The following is a 19,800-nucleotide window of genomic DNA, read 5'->3' on the forward strand; positions in this document are numbered from 1 at the left end:
TTGAAATAGCAACAAACAAGTTTAGATTAATGACATTGGACCATCTCGCAATGACGTTCTATTATTTACTTAACCATACGCGCATCAATGATAGTAGGCGTTCTACATCAATAGGTTTTGTGATGTAATCGTTAGCACCTGCATCAATGCATTTTTGTTTATCGTCTTTCATCGCTTTTGCGGTAAGGGCAATTATTGGTAAGTTTCTAAATTTAATCTGAGATCGTATTCGTATCATTGCTTCGTAACCATCCATTTCGGGCATCATAATATCCATCAATACCAGATCAATATCAGTATGCACATCCAGCATATTTAATGCATTTTTTCCGTTTTCTGATTTTATGACTTCCATTCCACGTTCTTGTAATATTTTTGATAGTGCAAAAACATTTCGCATGTCATCATCAACCAATAATATTTTTTTTGAATGAAATATAGCTTCTTTATCATGCAAATTATTAATAATCATTTGTTTTGATTTTGGTAAATTACTGATCGTTCGGTGAAGGAAAAGGGCCGTTTCATCCAGCAATCGTTCTTCGGATTTTATACCTTTTATAATTATGCTTTCCGCATATTTGTGCAGCAGATTATTTTCTTCTTTTGTAAGTTCTTTTCCGGTATAAACAATAATAGGGGGTAAGTTGTGGCCTTTTATATCCTCCAGTTTATTTATAAGTTCAAAACCAGTCATATCAGGTAATCCAAGATCTAGAATAATACAATCAATGTGATTGTGCTCAAATAATTCCAAAGCTTCTTTTCCTGTAGCAGCTTCATAACATTTTACATCACCATTGCCAATGAGTGTTTTCATTGCTTTTCTGGAGTTTTCGCTATCTTCAATAATCAATAGGTTTTTAATTTTTCTATTGACAAAATTTTCAATTCTATTAAAAGCTTCTTCCAGACCATCTTTGGATATAGGTTTCATTAAGTACTCTACCGCACCTTCTCTGATGGGTTCCAGTGAGCGGTCATTTGCAGATATGATATGTACCGGTATGTGTCTTACGGAAGGGTTTATTTTTAATTCATGCAACACTTGCTTCCCTTTTATTCCTGGTAATCCCATATCGAGAATGATTGCTTGAGGTTTATATTTTGAAGCAAGCAATAGACCATCTTCGCCAGATGCAGCTGACAAACATTTAAATCCTTTTTTATTGGCTTGTTTTAAAAGAATAGCAGCAAAATTCTGATCATCTTCAATAATGAGAACTACTTTATCATCAGCGATTATTGTATCTCTATCGTCTTTTATGGTTGGATAATTCAGGTAAATGATGTCATTTTCGGCGCGTGGGGTATACAAAACAGGTTTTAACGGAATTTCTTTGACAGACTCTTGTGGAGCAGCGTGTATTTCCAGGGGAATAATAAGCGAAAAAGTAGATCCTTTATCTAAATTGCTTTTTACTTTTATTTCTCCTTCCAGTAGTTTTGCAAGTTCTCGAGAAATAGAAAGCCCTAATCCGGTACCACCATATTTTCTGGAAGTTCCGCCTTCGGCCTGCTGAAAAGCTTCAAATATGGCTGTTTGTTTGTCTTCAGATATTCCAATGCCTGTATCAATAATAGAAATATTCAAAGTAGTGTTCGTATTTGGGGCAATATGTATGATTACACTTCCTTTTTCGGTGAATTTTATAGCATTGGATAAAAGGTTTTTTAATATTTGATTTAAACGTTGAGAATCGGTGTGGATAAATTCTGGTAATGTTGCATCCAATCTACAAAGTATCGTTAGTCCTTTTTGCTCCGCTTGATGTTTAAAATCGCGAAGAAGATTATCAGTGAAATTTTTCAAGAATATTTTTTCAATATTTATGGCCATTTTTCCGGCTTCAATCTTGGATAGATCCAATACTTCATTAATTAGTACTAGAAGGTCATGACCACTCTTATAAATTATTTCGGCACTTTCAACCTGAACATCGTCTAGGTTTTTCTTCCTGTTTTCTGACAAATCTTTGGATAAAATCAGCAAACTATTAAGAGGCGTTCTTAACTCATGCGACATATTTGCTAGGAATTCAGATTTATACTTGCTGCTAATCTCAAGTTGTTTGGTTTTTTGTTCAATATTATTTTTTGAAGCTTCAACTTCTTTATTTTTCTCTTCTAATGATTGGGTTTGCTCTTCTAATTCTTCATTAGTCATTTGTAGTTCCTCCTGCTGTTGTTTTAGATTTTGAGCTTGTTGTTCTAATTCTTCATTCAGCTGTCTAAGTTCTTCTTGTTGTATTTGCAGTTCTTCAGCTTGATTCGAAAGCTCTTTGTTAGCAAAGCTTAACTCTACAGCGCGTTTTTCTTTTTCGTCATTTTGATAGGCAAGTTCTTTATTAGCAATACCTAATTCCGCTGCTCTTTTTTCTTTTTCGTCATTTTGATAGGCAAGTTCTTTGTTAGCAATACCTAACTCCGCTGCTCGTTTTTCTTTCTCGTTATTTTGATAAGCTAGTTCTTTATTGGCAATACCTAGCTCAGCTGCTCTTTTTTCTTTTTCTTCATTTTGATAGGCAAGTTCTTTGTTAGCAATTACTAACTCTGTAGCCCTATTTTCTTTCTCATTATTTTGATAGGCTAGTTCTTTATTGGCAATACCTAGCTCAGCTGCTCGTTTTTCTTTTTCATCGTTTTGAAAGGCAAGTTCTTTGTTAGCAATGACTAATTCTGCGGCTCTTTTCTCTTTTTCCTCTGCTTGCTGAACCGTATTAACGCTAATAGCAATGCTATTCATAGAAACATTAATAAATTCTTTTTCTGTTTCGTTAAAATTAGTAAGCTTGCCTATTTCAATTACTCCTATCGTTTTGCCATCAATTAAAAAAGGAGTTATGAGCAAATTTTTTGGTTTTGCATCCAGAATGGATGAAGTGATGCGAATTTGATCTTCAGCTATATCTGTTAAAGAAATCTGTTTTTGTTCCCAAGCGGCCTGACCAATCAATCCTTCGTTTAATTTAAAACTTTCTTTAATGTCCTTAAAAGACGAAAAGGCAAATTTTCCACTAAGCCTTAGGGTATTGTCTTTGTCATTAAATAGGTAAACGGCTCCGATATTAGCTTTTAGGTATGTACATAAAAAACTTATGGTACTATTTGCTAACTGTGCTATACTTTGGTCTCCAATTAATTTTTTATTAAGTTCTGAATTACCTGTAAGAAACCAGTTCTTGCTTGCCGTTTCTAGCTCAGAGTTTTTAAGTGCTCTCAAATTTGTAACAACAATAGTGTATACAACCATAAGAATCAAAACAATGACTAACAATAAAACAGCAAAAACAATATTAAACTTACTGGCATCGTCAGCACTGTCTTGTATTCTTTGAACGAGTAATGTACGTTCTGATTCCTGAGCTTTATCGATTATTCTTCTTATTTCATCTTGTAGGTGTTTCCCCTCTCCAGAAGCAATAAATACTCTTGCTTTTTCAAAATCTTTTTTGCGAAGATTAATGCAGGTGTTTAAATTTTCAAAACGCATTTTAAGTTGTTCCGCAAGTTTCTCAATATTGTTTTGCTGACTGGGATTGTCTTTTGTTAATTTCTTTACTTTTTCAAGTTTCTCAATTGCTTTTGTATTGGCAGTTGTAAAAGGAAGCAAAAAATCATCATTGCCCGTAATTACATAACCTCGTACACCTGTTTCAGCATCAACGGAACACATCAATATTTGTTCGAACTCATATAATACCTGATTCGAAACATTTACCAAGCTATTTGAAGCGACAAATTTTTCACTGTTTTTAAAAGAGAAAATAGCAACTCCTAGAAGTACTAGAGCACAAGCGATAAATCCTATTACTATTTTTCTTACTAAGGTTATTTTCATTTTATTATTTGTAAAATTTATGCGGATTATATTTTTGTTAATTTATTTTTATTAGTAACTCCACAATATCCTCCAAAGATAAAATATAATCAGGTTCAATAGCAGCAATTGCTGACATTGGCATGTAATGTGATTCAGCCGTTTTTGGATCTTGAATAATTAACAGACCGCCACATTCCTTAATTCTTTTAATTCCTTTGGTACCGTCACTATTAGATCCTGTAAGCACGATTCCAATTAATTTATTTGTATAGGCTTCAGCCGCCGATTCAAACATTACATCGATTGATGGTCTTGCAAAATTTACACGTTCGTCTATGGTAAGGGAAAAGGTTTTATCTTTTTCAATCAGCAAATGATAATTAGGAGGAGCGATATATATGTTCCCTTTTTCAATTTTATCTTTTTCATCCGCTTCTTTTAGATTCAGAAGACTTTTTTCGTTTAGAAGATTGATCCAATGACTATCTGAATGTGCGCTTAAATGCTGTACGATGATAATTGGTATATTGAAATCTACTGGTAAGGATGAGGATATAATTTTCAAAGCATTCATGCCTCCCGAAGAAACCCCAATTACAATTGCTTCATAATACATTTTTAATATTTCTTTTTAAATATGCGTTGTTTTGTGTCTAACTCAATATAGTGCTCATGCAAGTCGGTAAACCGTAAACTTTCTTTAGATCCCAAACATAAAATACCACCATGTATGAGACTATTATAAAAAAGGGTCTGTACTTTATTTTGTAAGTTTCTATCAAAATAGATCAATACATTTCGACATAATATTAAGTGTACTTCTGCAAATACGCTATCAGTCACTAAATTATGATTGGCCCAGACAATGTTTTTTTTCAATGATTGATTCATTATAACATTATCATAATTGGAAGTATAATAATTTGAAAAGGATTCTTTTCCTGCAGCCAACTGATAATTAGAAGTGTATTCTTTTATCATTTTGTTCGAAAAAATCCCCTCTTTTGCACGGTTCAAAGCCATCTGATTAAAATCAGTTGCATAGATAGTTGTTCGGTCATACAAGCCTTCTTCTTGTAAAAGTATAGCCATCGAATAGGCTTCCTCTCCAGTAGCACAGCCTGCATGCCATATTTTTATAAAGGGATATGTTTTCAAAATGGGGATGACATTTTCTCGTAATGACCTATAAAATTGAGGGTCACGAAACATTTCAGTTACTGTTATTGATAAATCCTGTAGGAGTTCAGAAGCAAATGCTTCATCATTCAAAACCTTAGATTGCATTTGAGAAACATCTTCAAATCTGGATACCGCCATTCTATTCATAATCCTGCGTCTGATATGAGCCTGAGAATACTCTCTGAAATCATAACCATATTTCCGATAAATAGCTTCCAACAACAATGAAATTTCCAAATCTGACGTGTCTTTATAACGCATTTTTTTAAAACAATTTTGGTTTTAATTTTGACCAAATTAGGAGTGATTAGGATAAACCTATCAATTAAATTTAAATAAAATTAATCTGACAATAGATTACATCCTGTCCATATACCAATTTAATTCTTTTTCCATTTTTTGATATTTAAAAACAGAAGATATTATTTTTTGCAAGCGAACAAAAGCAGTTTCGCTTTTGACTACATAGTCAACGGCTTTGTGGTGCATACAATTTATGGCAACTTCAATTTTATCTTGAGAAGACAACATTACAACTGGAATATCAGGATTGAAAGCTTTTATTTTATCTAATGTTTCAATTCCGTTCATAGCATTTGCAACAATACCGTCAAGCTGGTAATCTAAAATTACTACATCTGGTTTGTTATTTATATTTGCGATGCAAAGCTCTCCCGTGGAATAAGTTTCCACTATAAAATCAGCATTTTCTAAAAACTCAATTTCTAAAGATTTTAAAAACAGGGCATCATCATCTACTAAGAAAATTTTTATTTTAGTATCATTTTTCATTATATGGTATTTTTGAGTATATTAAATTCTTCTTGTAATTCTTGACATGCTTGGATACAAATAGCTTCAAGTTGTATCACTAAATTATCTATTCCGGTTGATTTATCTTGTGCAATAGCAAACTCCTGAATTTTTTTGGCAATATTTTCAAAGTTAGGACTCATGCCCATTATGGCAAACGACGGAATCATTTTATGTGCAGCAGCACTTAATAATTGCCAGTTTTCTTCCTCTAAACTTTGTTTAATTGCACTAATTAAGGGTGGAGTTTGTACTAAATATAGCGATATCATTTCCATCATTAAAGTTGGATTTGATTTTGTTCGTTGATTTAGATAAACTAAGTCGATACATTTTATTTTTGCGTCTTTGGGATTATTCTCTTCTAAATTTTCATTAAGCTTAGCAGTAAGCGTTGCGAGTTTTGGTTTTTTTAATATTCCAACAATTTTACTGTACAATAGTCTTTCATTAATGGGTTTTGCGAGATAATCATTCATTCCCACTGCTTTGCATTTAGCTAAATCTACAGTTGTAACGTCAGCAGTTAAAGCAATTATTGGAATTTTTGAATTCATAGTTTTCCGAATGTATTCTGTAGCTTCAAATCCATTCATTTCTGGCATTTGCAAGTCCATTAAAATAATATCATAGTCGTTTTCTTTTAATTTTTCAATGGCTATTTTACCATTTTCGGCAATATCTCTGGAAAATCCAAAATCATCTAATAATGTTTTCATTAATAATTGATTTAGCGGAATGTCCTCTACCACTAATACTTTTATATTTTTTATTTCAGTATCTAATTCAACCAGTTGATTTTCTAATTCAGCATCTGCATTTGTTTTTTGAAAACCCAATGTAAAACTAAATGTAGATCCTTCATTAATATTACTTTTTACACAAATACTTCCTCCTTGTGGTTCTACTAATTGTTTTACTATGGCTAGACCTAATCCTGTTCCTCCATATAGTCTTGAGGTACCGCTTGAAGCTTGTTGAAAATTTTCAAATATTGTACCTATCTTTTCTTCTGAAATACCTATTCCTGTATCAATTACTGAAAATTGAATAATTACTTTATCTTCGTCCTCATGTAACAAATGAACACTTACTGTAATTTTTCCTTTAATGGTAAATTTTACGGCATTACTCACTAAGTTTAAAATAATTTGGTGCAAACGAACCGGGTCACCTACAAGAACATCAGGAATTTTACTGTCGTATTCCGTAATTAATTTTAAATTTTTTTCTTGAATTTTTGTTTCAAATAAATGAAGCATTGCTGATATAGAAGATTTCATTTTGAAAGGTATTTTTTCAAATGTCATCTTTCCTGCATCAACTTTTGCTAAATCAAGTATATCATTTATGAGAACGATTAAGGCATCGCCACTCATTTTAATTGCGTTTAAATATTCTTTTTGTTTAGGCGTCAATTCTGTTTTTAAAACCACTTTAGTAAAACCTATGATTGCATTCATTGGTGTACGAATTTCATGACTCATATTAGACAAAAATTGTTGTTTTGCTTTCACTGCATTTTCCGCTATAATGGTAGCGCTTTCCGCATTTATTTTTGCTTCTTCGGCAATTTCGGTTGCCAATTCTGCAAATACCCGTGCTTCTTCGAACTGTACAGCAATTTTTTTTTGATCCATCACATCTCGGACAACAATAACAACTCCAACGACATTTCCTTTGTCATCTTTATAAACAGAACCATTGAATAATACATCTGTTAATTTACCATTTTTATGTTTCACAGTAAGTGGAGAATCAGCCACGGAGCCTTTTTCGAATACTTGCTGATATACTTTTCGAGCTTTTTGTTGCTCTGTAAAATAATTAAAAAAATCAGAATTAATCAATACATCTCGATTCAGTCCCGTAATAGTTACTGTTGCTTCATTTACATCCATAATTTTACCATTAGGATTTATTGTAATTAACGGGTCTAAACTAGCTTCAATAAGAATTCTGCTGTATTGTGATTCTTGAGTTTTTATAGTTTCTATATTTATTTTAAAATTGATTTAATTTTTTATTTTAAATTACCAATGTCTTCAATAGGGTTGCGTCTTTTGTCTTTTAATTGTTTAAAATGGGAAGGAGATAGACCGGTAACTTTTTTAAACTGGCTGGATAAATGTGCAACGCTGCTATAGTTCATTTTCCATGCTATCTCAGTAATATTTAATTCACCATAAATAATCAATTCCTTTATTCGTTCCGTTTTGTGGGAAATAATAAATTGTTCAATTGTAGTTCCTTGCACTTCCGAAAATAAATTGGATAAGTAGGTATAATCGTGGTTTAATTGTTGACTCAGATAGTCAGAAAAATTAATTTTTATATTTTCAGTCGAATGGTGAACCATCTGGATTATTACATTTTTTATTTTTTCGATTAGCATCGATTTTTTATCATCCATTAATTCTAGTCCGGAGTCTAAAAGTGCTGTTTTCAATCGTTGTCTCTGTTCTATTGAAATATTTTCCATAATTTCAACTTCACCCAAATCGACAACCATGAAGTGCAATCCAAGTTTTTTCAATTCCTCTTTTACCGCCATTTTACAGCGATTACTGACCATGTATTTTATATATAGTTTCAAATTTTTTTTTTTAACAGATTGTGTAAAAGTCGAATATACTTTATTAAAAAAAATTATATAACTAAAAAAAAAACTTATATAATTCCCACATTGCTAATTTTGATGCTCCTTTAATAATGGAATGTTCGATGAAAAAATAAGCAATTTAAAAGAATTTTTTTAAAGCAGATTTATCTAATTACTGTTTTAATAAAATATAAATTTACGAATAAACAGTGAGAAAGAGAAGTGATTTGTGTTTTAATAAAAAATTGAAGTTTTGTGTAATTGTAATAATCTTGAAATAGGAATAAAGCACTATAAAAACAAATTTTTTGGATACAACAACGCGCAAAAAATATTTTGGTAATCGTTTTCCTTTATGCAACTTTTTGGTAATTCTATAGGATGAATATTTTAAAGTTCAGAACTTTAGCATTAATGGCTAAAATAGTGACGGGAACTATAAATAATATTACCTTTTGATTTATGAATTTGAGATTATTTCATCGAGAAGGGGGTTGTCCAATCTAATGATTTAATGGAGGAAACTTTATTTTCTTCATTCATTGAAACACGGAGTTCTTTATTAGCCACTTTCTTTGAGTATGATGCTCTGTAGCGAAAAATTGTTGTTCCGTCAAAATTGTTTTTATAAATCTCTACTAATTGAAGATCAATAAAAGTCCCATAATATTGGCGAAATCTGGTACAAGTTTTTGTCAATCGTTCTTCGGTAGTATTTTGGATTACAGATGCTGTAGCTTCACTCTGATTGAAAGGTTTAAATTTAGAGGTATTACAAGTCATTAAAACTCTCTTTCCTAGTTCATAAGCTTTACTCTTTTGAATTTCATTAACTTCAGATAAACTAAGTTTTTCAATTTTAGCTTTTTCCGGTTCAGAAGTCGCAACATTTTTTGATTTGCATCCAATAATCAGAAGGATACTAAAGACAATAATTATTTTTTTCATGTTTATATAATTTTTAATAAGATATTCGGATCCGGACAGTTTTTTAAGTAATGTTTTAAGTCGTTTGCACTACAAACTCCTGGATAATCTCCAAATGTATGTGAAATTTCTTCAATTATCTGAAAATGTAAATGAGGGGAATAATCTCCATTTACGGATGCATCTCCTAAAGTCGCTATTTGTTGTCCTTTTTCGAAAACATCACCAATTTCAATATCGCTGATACTTTCTAATGAAAGATGGCCGTATAAAGTATAAAAACGCTGATTTTCTATTTTATGCTCTAAGATAATAGTTGGGCCATAATCGCCTATTCCAGTATTGTAATTGAAACTGTGAATAAATCCATCAAGTGCCGCTAATACTGGAGTTCCGGCCTTAATCCATAAATCTAAACCAATATGGATATTTCGTTCCTCAGTTTTAGAATCGTTGAAAATATCACTTCGTTTATAAAGATTTCTAATTTCATTATAGCCACCAAAAGCTACTTTTGCATTGTTTTCGTCTAAATAGGTGTCTATATATTTCTCAAAATCATTTGCAGTGTCAATAGCCTGTTTTGTAAAGGTTACATTTTTTATGGATAAATCCAATGGAGTGTATTGCTTGTAATCAATTGATTTGTCTATCACTTTTACATTTTGTATGTCTTTTAAGATAGTTTCCAGTACGGTCATAATTTTTGGGAATTTTTTATATTTTCTAAATTTAAAATAAAAAATAGTAACATAAAAATTTAGGTAGCATTATAACTTTTAATTGTGAAAATGTTTTTAAAAAAAATGCCAACATGAAATTTCATATTGACATTCTAACACTTCGTTGATATAATAATGAGATATTACTTTTTGATCTCCACTTTTGCTTCACCACCGGAAAGTTCCACGCTGGTTTTAGTTTTTCCATCTTTTGTAGTCACATTTATACCATCGGTTGCTACTTTTATCGATGTACTATCTTTTGCTTCAGTAGGGATAGTTGTAGTTGCCACACTTGAAGTTTCAGTTTGTGTTGCTGGAACTGGAGCTTCTTCTTTTTTCTTGCAGGAAACAATCGCAAGGAGTGATAGGATTCCTAAAAACAATGTTACTTTTTTCATCTTAATTTTTTATAATGGATTGATTCAAAATATACTGTTTTATTTGTTTGAAAATAGTTGAAATTAAAAAAATAAAAAATCCCAATCTTTACGATTAGGATTTCAATTTATGATAGTAGTTCTTAGTACAAATTTGGATATTTCGAAGGATTAACTTCATTCATCATTGCATAGACTTTTTCAAAAATATCTTCAGTAGAAGGTTTTGAGAAATAATCTCCGTCCGTTCCATAAGCGGGTCTGTGTGCTTTAGCCGTTAAGGTTTGCGGTTTACTGTCTAAATAGTTATAAGCGTCTTGTTGTTCAATAATTTGTTGCAAAATATAAGCTGAAGCTCCACCAGGAAGATCTTCATCGATAACTAATAGACGATTTGTTTTTGCAATACTTTTTACTACATCTTGATTCACATCAAATGGAAGTAAAGATTGTAAATCGATAATCTCACAATCGATGCCTACTTCAATAAGTTCATTTGCTGCTTGTTGTACTAATCGCAATGTTGAGCCGTATGAAACGAGTGTAATGTCAGCTCCTTCTTTCAACGTTTCCACAACACCAATTGGAGTTTTGAATTCACCATAATTCAACGGCATTTTTTCTTTCAATCGGTAACCATTCAAGCATTCGATTACTAAAGCGGGTTCGTCACATTCTAACAAGCTGTTATAAAAACCAGCTGCTTGAGTCATATTTCTTGGAACTAACACATGAATTCCTCGTATGGCGTTTATGATCATTCCCATAGGAGAACCGGAATGCCAGATTCCTTCTAAACGATGACCACGTGTTCGTATGATTAATGGCGCTTTTTGTTTTCCAATGGTACGGTATCGTAGTGTTGCTAAATCATCACTCATGATTTGTATCGCATACAATAAATAATCTAAATATTGAATTTCAGCAATAGGGCGTAAGCCTCTTAATGCCATTCCTATACCTTGACCTAATATGGTGGCTTCCCGAATTCCCACATCGGCAACACGTAATTCTCCATATTTTTCCTGCATTCCTTCTAAACCTTGATTCACGTCTCCGATGGCCCCGGCATCTTCACCAAAAATTAATGTTTCAGGATATTTTGTGAAAATTGCATCAAAGTTATCCCGTAAAATCATGCGGCCATCCGTATCTTCTTTAGCATCTTCAGGATATATCGGGAGCACTTTTTGTACAGAAAACACATTTAATTCTGTTTCTGAAAATAAGTTGCTGCTAAAATTCTTTTGAGTTTTAGCGGTATATGATGTTATCCAATACGACAATTCTTCTTTACTGCTTTCGCTGAGGATTAAACGTAAAACTTTACGTGCCGTTACGAGAATTTCCTTTTTTAAAGGGGTTTTAATGGTGCTTAAATCAGATGTGAATTGTAAAATTCTATCTTTATTTTTACTGGTTTCAGCAATTTTTTCTAATAATGCAATTAGTTGTTTTTGTTCTTCAACAATAGGTTCAATAAATGCATTCCAAGCTGCTTTTTTACCTTCTAAAACATCTTTTTTGGCTTGAGCATCAATTGCATCAATTTCTTCAGGGGATGCAATATTGATAGCAATCATCCATAATTTCATTTGGCGTATGCAATCAAAATCTCTCTCCCATGCCAAACGATTTGCATCTTTATACCTTTCATGAGAACCTGAACTGGAATGTCCTTGTGGCTGTGTCAATTCATTTACGTGAATTAAAACAGGAATGTGGTTTTCACGCGCAATATCAGCGGCTTTCTCATACGTAGCAATTAATTCAGCGTAATCCCAACCTTTTACTCTTAGTATTTCATAGCCATTTGTTCCTTTTTCTCTTTGGTAGCCTTTTAAAATCTCCGAAATATTTTCTTTGGTAGTTTGGTGTTTTGCATGTACTGAAATTCCATACTCATCATCCCAAACACTCATTACCATTGGTACTTGTAATACGCCGGCAGCATTTATGGTTTCAAAAAATAAACCTTCTGATGTACTTGCGTTTCCTATTGTTCCCCATGCAATCTCATTTCCCTTATTAGAAAAATTAGCAGCATTTGGTATTCCAGAAACTTGTCTGTATATTTTTGAAGCTTGAGCAAGTCCCAATAATCTTGGCATTTGCCCAGCCGTTGGAGAAATATCAGCACTTGAGTTTTTTTGTTTCGTTAAGTCTTTCCAGCTTCCGTCTTCATTTAAACTATGAGTGGCAAAGTGACCGCCCATTTGTCTTCCGGCTGACATTGGTTCTTGTTCAACATCAGTATGGCCATATAAACCTGCAAAAAATTGTTGCACGGTTAATTCTCCAATAGCCATCATAAAAGTTTGATCCCGATAATATCCGGAACGGAAATCACCATTTTTGAAGGCTTTCGCCATTGCTAGTTGAGGTACCTCTTTTCCATCACCAAAAATTCCAAATTTAGCCTTTCCAGTCAATACTTCTTTACGTCCTAAAAGACTGCATTCTCTACTGATTATGGCTAATTTATAGTCATTCAGTACCTCGATTTTGAAATCTTCAAATGTCAATGTAGTATTGGTTTTTTCTTTTATCATAATTAAAAAGTATAACTTTGTGTGGCAAATTTACTTAAAAACTAGCTATTTTCATAATTGATTAAAAAAAATAAAATTTAATTATTGCGATTTATTCTAATAAAAAGAACTTTATTTTTTTATTATGTGTAATTTTAAATTCATTTTAATAAGAATAGTTTAATGTATAATGAAATTTATATTGGATTAGAACCATTTTCGATTAAAAAGATTGATTAATGTTTTAGGCGAAAAAGTAACTATAAATCGTATTTTCTCATTATAATTATTTTGTGCTATTTCCCATCCGTTGTTAGAATATACCGGAAAATACAATTCAAAGTAGTCTGTGACCAAGTTGAGGCGAATACCGCTGTCGTATAAAAATTTTTCATTTTGGTTTTTATTTTTAATAAAACCGATATCTCCATAAATTTCGATCCAGTTCCATACGCTAACACTTGCATTTAAGCTGGTAATCCATCGATTCGCATACGGAGTATCCATTTTTGATTTAAAACCGCCCTCTGCCAAGATGAATTGTTGACTGTAAAAACCGGTGCTTTCTGACCGTCCAAAATAATTATAATCAAACAAATAATCAGTAGGTCTGTCTGCTGCGAAACTAAAAAAATCAGATTCAGTTTTATTGTATAAAAAACTTCCGGCATAGAATCGCAAATTAATTTGACGATTGTTTTCAAAAAGCTTTCTATATTCTATTTCCCCGTTGATTTTTCCAAATTTCCCCGAGATTTGAATATCGGAACTAAAATTAAAATGATTCGTCACCTCCGTTTTTGTATTCACATAGCGTACATCAAAAATGGAATAATTAGATGGAACATTGTCCATTGCAAAAGCGCTTTTTTCCCTGTTTACAATCACCTGTCGCAACAGAATCAGTTGTTTTCTATTGTCTCTAAAGTTAGGCTCCCGAATCCGCAATTGAACCATAGGGTTTAATCTAAGGTAAGCAGCATCTTGTGCATAATGAAAATAAGAGCCACTAAAAGAGTATTTTACATTATATAGCAAGCTGTTACGATAGTTTTGATTGACAACAAATGAAGCTGATCCAGATAAATTATTGGATTTAGTAGAGTAGGATGGATTGACATCAAAAATAAAAGGCTTGTCTAAAATAGTTTTATTGTGCAATCGTAATCCAGGAGTTAAACCATCGTACAAGTTGAAATAAATGGAGGGAACATACAGTACTTGATTGTAATACGGATCTTCTAAGTCTTTCATGAAAACAAACTTAACGGGGCGATTATTAGGAAAAAAACCTTCTAATTTTTTCCAATTATTTCTTAAATTGTATTCTGGAACTTCATTCTTTAAATTTAAAATAATTTTATCGGCACCGTTTCTTTGGATGGTAAAAGTACTGTCACGTTCTTTAATATCAAGCCATTGCTTAAAAACAACAGCTCCTTCTTTTGTGCCATAAACAGGAATGGGAACTGCAGTTCCAGTTCTGTTTAGTACTGAAAAAGTGATGCTGTCTTTGGTTTTTGTTACATTCGAAAATTTATAGTCAATAATAGCTCTGGAATTAATAATGGTAGTAAAAAACCAATTAATGTCTTTATCTGTATTTGATTTTAATATGGTTTCAAAATCAGTTCTGGACACTTGTTTGATTTGATTTTGATTGTAAAATTGTTGTATACTAGTTGTAACGGCACCATTTTGTAAATAATCATCCAGAAATCGGATACTTAATCCTGAACGATATTTACTGGCAATTTGCTCGTTGAATTTAATTAAAGTGTTTTTAGAATCTCCAAGAGGTTGATCCAGATTTTTTCGAGCCATCAGCATATAGAAATAACTATACTGATTATTAAAACCAATATTGGCAATATTAAAACTTTTCAACAGTTTGATATTAGAAGCACTTCCCATCATTTTAATGTTGGGGTGATTTTCATCCATATATTTCATCATGGCATAGACCTGTAACCCATCATAGATCCAGTTGTCTTTTCTAGGGTCTAATTGTAAACTTGTTTTTAGGTATTCATTCAGATAGGTTTTCAAAAATTTAATTTCAAAAAGGAATTCATCTGGAAACGGACTTATAAAAGAAGGAAGCTGATTCAATCCATAAAAAGGATTTCTCTCGTAATCGGTTTGAGAAACAACAATCTTTTCATGTGGATATTTTCCAATTAAATCGTTTGTAAAATTCACGACTCGGTCTATTACAACTGCTTTTTGAATAGTATTCAATTTATTGTTTTTTAAATCAGTCAGCACCTCAACGGCACTGTTTTTAAAACTTTCAAAATAAGTTTTTGGTTCTATGATAAGAGTGAAATTGGTTCTGTTTTCCCCTGATAATTTGTAGTTGCAGAAAGCGTTTTTAATAGTTGATTTACTGCTTTTTAAATCAGAAGTAACTTCGAAATTTTCTGGTATTTTTAAATCAATTTCAAAACTTGAATAAGCATTGGCAATATCATCTAAATTAGTATTGCTGTTTCGTATAAAATTATGGTTTTCATACCGCGCTGGGGTAAGAAACCAGTCTTTAAGATGAATAATTCCGCTATTATTGTACCCATATTTTGTAAATTTATCGCTGGGTATTTTAGTTAAATACGTTAGATGTAAAATAATTTTCTGATTTGGAAGTAAATTCTCGGCTAATTGGACTTCAATTAAATCAGGATTTTTATCTGTTCTTTCCCATGATAAAACTAATTCATTTGCACCTGTAATGGTCAGGTTTTTAGTACCTCCACGTTCTTCTTCTTTGGCTAAATGAAAACCTCTATAAAACTCATCAGAAAATCGCTTGGCTAAAGGAGTGTTTTTAGTAGAAAAAGCGTTATTCCAATCATTTAATACAATCGAGGTTAATGTATCGCTTGACGGATTAAAAAAAGTAATTTCCTGTTGAATATTCAAAGTTTTATTCTCCGTGTTTAACTCCGCTGTTATGTCAGAATGATGTTGACCATATTGTTTTATTGAAAGTAATAAAACAAGAGTATAAAACGTAATTTTAAAGAATGAGTTCAAATTCGGATATTAATTTATTAAAAAATAAATATACTTTTTTTTAAAACAAAACACTATAAAAAGTACCTAATTAACATAAAAAAAGCTGTTGATTAGACAGCTTTTTGTTAAAAATTTGGAGTTAAATCATATTTTTTATAGAACTTATCCAGCACATCAACTACTTCATCTGCTGAATCTACAATTTTAAATAAATTCAAATCTTCCGCGCTTACTGTTTGTTCTTTTTCTACTAAAACGGTTTTGATCCAATCTATTAATCCAGCCCAAAAGCTATTTCCAACAAGGATAATAGGGAATCTCGCTATTTTTTTTGTCTGAATCAAAGTTATCGCTTCAAACAATTCATCCATTGTTCCAAAACCACCCGGCATCACTACAAATCCTTGGGAATATTTAACAAACATTACTTTTCGAACGAAGAAATAATCAAAATTCAAGTTTTTGTCGCTGTCAATATAAGGATTAAAATGTTGTTCAAAAGGCAGCTCAATATTTAATCCCACTGAGGTTCCTCCACCCAGATGTGCGCCTTTATTTCCTGCTTCCATAATTCCCGGACCACCGCCAGTAATCACGCCATAACCGGCTTTACTGATTTTATAGGCAATTTTCTCGGCAAGTAAATAATATTTATCTTCCGGTTTCGTTCTAGCCGAGCCAAAAATAGTCACACACGGACCTATGCGTCCCATGCTTTCATATCCGTTCACAAATTCGGCCATGATCTTAAAAATTGCCCAACTGTCATTGGTTCTTATTTCGTTCCAGGTTTTTCTTTTCAGTCTGTCTTGGATTACTTTATCCTCGTCATTATCAAAATCTTCTAATCTCATATTCTCTATTTTAAAGCTTGTTTTTTGGAGCTATTTCCTGCTGTCCGCTTTATCTTTTATGCAGAACACCGGCATAAAAGGATGCCACTTCCATCAGGGCTAGGGCTCCTGTATACTAAAGTAACTCTTTTTTCAAAAACTGTGCAGTATAACTCTTCTTAATTTTTATAATTTCTTCCGGAGTTCCTTTGGCAATAAGTTGTCCGCCGCCTTTTCCTCCTTCAGGACCAATATCTATAATGTAATCGGCGAGTTTAATTACGTCCATATTGTGCTCGATAATCAAAATCGTATTCCCTTTGTCAACCAGTTTATTAATCACTTCCATCAATACTCTGATGTCTTCAAAATGCAAGCCAGTTGTGGGTTCGTCCAGAATATAAAACGTATTCCCCGTATCTTTTTTGGATAATTCTCCAGCTAGTTTGATGCGTTGAGCTTCACCACCAGAAAGCGTGGTACTTTGTTGCCCCAGCGTAATATAGCCCAAACCAACATCCTGAATTGTTTTTACTTTTCTGTAAATCTTCGGAATCATTTCAAAAAACGGAACCGCTTCATCTACCGTCATATTCAACACATCCGAAATGGATTTTCCTTTGAATCGAATCTCCAATGTTTCCCTGTTAAAACGTTTCCCTTGACACGTTTCACATTCTACATACACATCGGGTAAAAAGTTCATTTCAATGGTTCGCACACCGGAACCTTGACAGGTTTCGCAGCGTCCGCCTTTTACATTAAAACTAAATCGTCCTGCTTTATATCCCCGAATCATGCTTTCGGATGTCATCGTAAACAGATTTCTGATTTCGGTAAAAACTTCCGTGTAAGTTGCCGGATTGCTTCGTGGTGTTCTACCAATCGGGCTTTGGTCAATATCAATCACTTTATCGATATGTTCCAATCCTTCAATTTTTTTATACGGTTGTGGTTTTTTGACACCGTTGAAATAATAGGCATTCAAAATAGGGTAGAGCGTCTCATTTATCAAAGTTGATTTTCCGCTTCCCGAAACTCCGGTCACGCAAATCATTTTGCCCAAAGGCAATTCTATCGAAACATTTTTCAGGTTATTTCCTGTTGCTCCAGTCAGTTTTAGGAATTTTCCATTTCCCTCCCGACGTTTTGTCGGAACTTCAATTTTCATTTCGCCATTCATGTACATCGCTGTGATAGTATGATGTTTTAAGATTTCAGCGGGTGTTCCTTTGCTGATGATTTCACCACCGTATTTTCCTGCTTTTGGTCCAATATCAATCACATAATCGGCACGTTCAATCATGTCTTTATCGTGTTCCACCACAATTACGGAGTTTCCAATATCGCGTAATTGTTCCAGAGAATGAATCAATTTGTCATTGTCTCTTTGGTGTAAACCAATACTGGGTTCATCTAAAATGTATAAAACACCAACCAACTGCGAACCAATTTGGGTAGCCAAACGAATCCGTTGTGCTTCACCACCCGAAAGTGATTTGGAACTTCGGCTTAAAGCCAAATAATCCAAACCTACATTCATTAAAAAGTTCAATCGATCCTTAATCTCTTTAATTACTTCAGTGGCAATACGCTTTTGTTTATCAGACAGATGATTGTCTAAATCAAGAAACCAAGCAGTTAAATCCGAAATGTCCATATCGCACAATTCGGTAATATTTTTTTCATTGATTTTAAAGAACATCGCTTCTTTTTTCAAGCGGGAACCTTCGCAAACGGGACATTTTATTTCATCCATGAATTCCTTCGCCCAACGTTTTATAGTTGTAGAACCACTTTCGTCATGTTGGTTTTTTATGAAATGCGAAATCCCTTCAAAATCAATTTTATATTCTCGAGCAACGCCTAAATCTTTGGAGTTAATGGTGAATTTTTCTTTTCCGCCATTCAAAATCATTTCCATGGCTTCCTGCGGAATGGTTTCTATCGCATCCGTCAATTTGAAACCATATTTTTCGCCTATGATTTCCAATTGTTTAAAAATCCATGAGGATTTATATTCTCCCAAAGGAGCAAAACCGCCATTTTTTATGGATAATTTCGGATTTGGAATAATCTTTTTAGTGTTGATCTCGTTTACAGTTCCTAAGCCATTGCAATGATCACAAGCGCCTTTTGGAGAATTGAAAGAGAATAAATTTGGTTCTGGATTCTGGTAGGAGATTCCAGTCGTCGGACACATCAAATTCCTGCTAAAAAACCGCACTTCATTCGAATCTTGGTCTAAAACCATCAAGACATTCTCCCCATGATGCATGGCTGTATTGATGCTTTCAGTTAACCGTTTTTCATTTTCGGGAGTATCATCAATCACCATCCGATCCACAACAATTTCTATATCATGTGTTTTATAACGGTCTAATTTCATTCCTAGAGTAATGTCCAGGATATCGCTGTTTACGCGAACTTTAAGGAATCCTTGCTTGGCAATTTGTTGGAAAAGTTCCGCATAATGTCCTTTTCGAGCGCGAATAACAGGCGCTAGAATATTGATGCGCTTTCCGGTAAAATCCTGAATAATCAAATCTTTGATTTGCTCATCATTATAACTCACCATTTTTTCAGCGGTATTGTAGCTGTACGCATCGGCACCACGGGCATACAATAAGCGCAAAAAATCGTAAATCTCAGTAATTGTTCCCACGGTGGAACGCGGACTTTTACTGGTCGTTTTTTGTTCAATGGCAATTACTGGCGAAAGTCCGTCGATTTTATCCACATCGGGACGTTCCAAGCCACCTAGAAATTGACGTGCATAAGCAGAAAAAGTTTCTACATAACGGCGTTGCCCTTCGGCATAAATGGTATCGAAAGCTAAGGAGGATTTCCCAGAACCCGAAAGACCGGTAATTACGACTAGTTTTTCACGAGGAATGGAAACATCTATGTTTTTTAAGTTGTGTACGCGAGCGCCCTGAACTTCAATGGTATTGTCTTTGTCTAGCATA

The 19,800-nt window shown here is 33.1% G+C and carries 13 protein-coding genes; all 13 read right to left on the reverse strand.

Going from position 1 to position 19,800, the window contains the following annotated elements; all coding sequences use genetic code 11:
- Window positions 1–61: 61 nt before the first annotated feature.
- Entirely contained in the window at window positions 62–3,841 is a 3,780-nt protein-coding gene (locus tag ACNQGD_RS12920; protein WP_417999568.1) for a response regulator, read from the reverse strand.
- A 37-nt stretch (window positions 3,842–3,878) separates the two neighbouring features.
- Window positions 3,879–4,439 carry a chemotaxis protein CheB gene (locus ACNQGD_RS12925; RefSeq protein WP_417999569.1) on the reverse strand — a complete coding sequence of 187 codons (561 nt, stop codon included), beginning with the start codon at window positions 4,437–4,439 and terminating at the stop codon, window positions 3,879–3,881.
- Window positions 4,440–4,441: 2 nt separating this feature from the next.
- Entirely contained in the window at window positions 4,442–5,266 is an 825-nt protein-coding gene (locus ACNQGD_RS12930) for a CheR family methyltransferase (RefSeq protein ID WP_417999570.1), read from the reverse strand.
- Window positions 5,267–5,362: 96 nt separating this feature from the next.
- Window positions 5,363–5,797, reverse strand: coding sequence for a response regulator (locus ACNQGD_RS12935; RefSeq protein ID WP_417994931.1), 435 nt, complete (start codon window positions 5,795–5,797; stop codon window positions 5,363–5,365).
- On the reverse strand, window positions 5,797–7,833 hold the full coding sequence (locus ACNQGD_RS12940) for an ATP-binding protein (protein ID WP_417999615.1): 2,037 nt from the start codon (window positions 7,831–7,833) through the stop codon (window positions 5,797–5,799). The genes ACNQGD_RS12935 and ACNQGD_RS12940 overlap by 1 nt, the downstream gene beginning before the upstream one ends.
- An 8-nt stretch (window positions 7,834–7,841) precedes the next feature.
- Window positions 7,842–8,393, reverse strand: coding sequence for a helix-turn-helix domain-containing protein (locus ACNQGD_RS12945; protein ID WP_417994943.1), 552 nt, complete (start codon window positions 8,391–8,393; stop codon window positions 7,842–7,844).
- A 501-nt stretch (window positions 8,394–8,894) separates the two neighbouring features.
- Window positions 8,895–9,368, reverse strand: a complete 474-nt coding sequence (locus tag ACNQGD_RS12950) for a hypothetical protein (protein WP_417994932.1) — start codon at window positions 9,366–9,368, stop codon at window positions 8,895–8,897.
- A 2-nt stretch (window positions 9,369–9,370) separates the two neighbouring features.
- Window positions 9,371–10,048, reverse strand: coding sequence for a peptidoglycan DD-metalloendopeptidase family protein (locus tag ACNQGD_RS12955; protein ID WP_417999571.1), 678 nt, complete (start codon window positions 10,046–10,048; stop codon window positions 9,371–9,373).
- Between the two features lie 164 nt (window positions 10,049–10,212).
- Window positions 10,213–10,470: a hypothetical protein gene (locus ACNQGD_RS12960; RefSeq protein WP_417997304.1), complete on the reverse strand. Its 258-nt coding sequence runs from the start codon at window positions 10,468–10,470 to the stop codon at window positions 10,213–10,215.
- A 122-nt stretch (window positions 10,471–10,592) separates the two neighbouring features.
- Complete coding sequence (locus ACNQGD_RS12965) at window positions 10,593–13,001, reverse strand: alpha-ketoacid dehydrogenase subunit alpha/beta (RefSeq protein ID WP_417999572.1); 2,409 nt, start codon at window positions 12,999–13,001, stop codon at window positions 10,593–10,595.
- 186 nt (window positions 13,002–13,187) lie between these two features.
- Entirely contained in the window at window positions 13,188–15,935 is a 2,748-nt protein-coding gene (locus ACNQGD_RS12970; RefSeq protein ID WP_417999616.1) for a gluzincin family metallopeptidase, read from the reverse strand.
- 188 nt (window positions 15,936–16,123) lie between these two features.
- Entirely contained in the window at window positions 16,124–16,852 is a 729-nt protein-coding gene (locus ACNQGD_RS12975; protein WP_417999573.1) for an LOG family protein, read from the reverse strand.
- Between the two features lie 115 nt (window positions 16,853–16,967).
- Window positions 16,968–19,799: an excinuclease ABC subunit UvrA gene (uvrA, locus tag ACNQGD_RS12980; RefSeq protein ID WP_417999574.1), complete on the reverse strand. Its 2,832-nt coding sequence runs from the start codon at window positions 19,797–19,799 to the stop codon at window positions 16,968–16,970.
- Window position 19,800: the final 1 nt, after the last annotated feature.

The sequence above is a fragment of the Flavobacterium glucosi genome (assembly GCF_048286535.1).
GTDB lineage: Bacteria > Bacteroidota > Bacteroidia > Flavobacteriales > Flavobacteriaceae > Flavobacterium.

Coding starts and splice junctions, on each gene's coding strand:
- ACNQGD_RS12955 (WP_417999571.1), bottom strand. CDS start 10,048: ATGACCGTACTGGAAACTATCTTAAAAGACATACAAAATGTAAAAGTG.
- ACNQGD_RS12950 (WP_417994932.1), bottom strand. CDS start 9,368: ATGAAAAAAATAATTATTGTCTTTAGTATCCTTCTGATTATTGGATGC.
- ACNQGD_RS12960 (WP_417997304.1), bottom strand. CDS start 10,470: ATGAAAAAAGTAACATTGTTTTTAGGAATCCTATCACTCCTTGCGATT.
- ACNQGD_RS12925 (WP_417999569.1), bottom strand. CDS start 4,439: ATGTATTATGAAGCAATTGTAATTGGGGTTTCTTCGGGAGGCATGAAT.
- ACNQGD_RS12930 (WP_417999570.1), bottom strand. CDS start 5,266: ATGCGTTATAAAGACACGTCAGATTTGGAAATTTCATTGTTGTTGGAA.
- uvrA (WP_417999574.1), bottom strand. CDS start 19,799: ATGCTAGACAAAGACAATACCATTGAAGTTCAGGGCGCTCGCGTACAC.
- ACNQGD_RS12965 (WP_417999572.1), bottom strand. CDS start 13,001: ATGATAAAAGAAAAAACCAATACTACATTGACATTTGAAGATTTCAAA.
- ACNQGD_RS12945 (WP_417994943.1), bottom strand. CDS start 8,393: ATGGTCAGTAATCGCTGTAAAATGGCGGTAAAAGAGGAATTGAAAAAA.
- ACNQGD_RS12935 (WP_417994931.1), bottom strand. CDS start 5,797: ATGAAAAATGATACTAAAATAAAAATTTTCTTAGTAGATGATGATGCC.
- ACNQGD_RS12920 (WP_417999568.1), bottom strand. CDS start 3,841: ATGAAAATAACCTTAGTAAGAAAAATAGTAATAGGATTTATCGCTTGT.
- ACNQGD_RS12975 (WP_417999573.1), bottom strand. CDS start 16,852: ATGAGATTAGAAGATTTTGATAATGACGAGGATAAAGTAATCCAAGAC.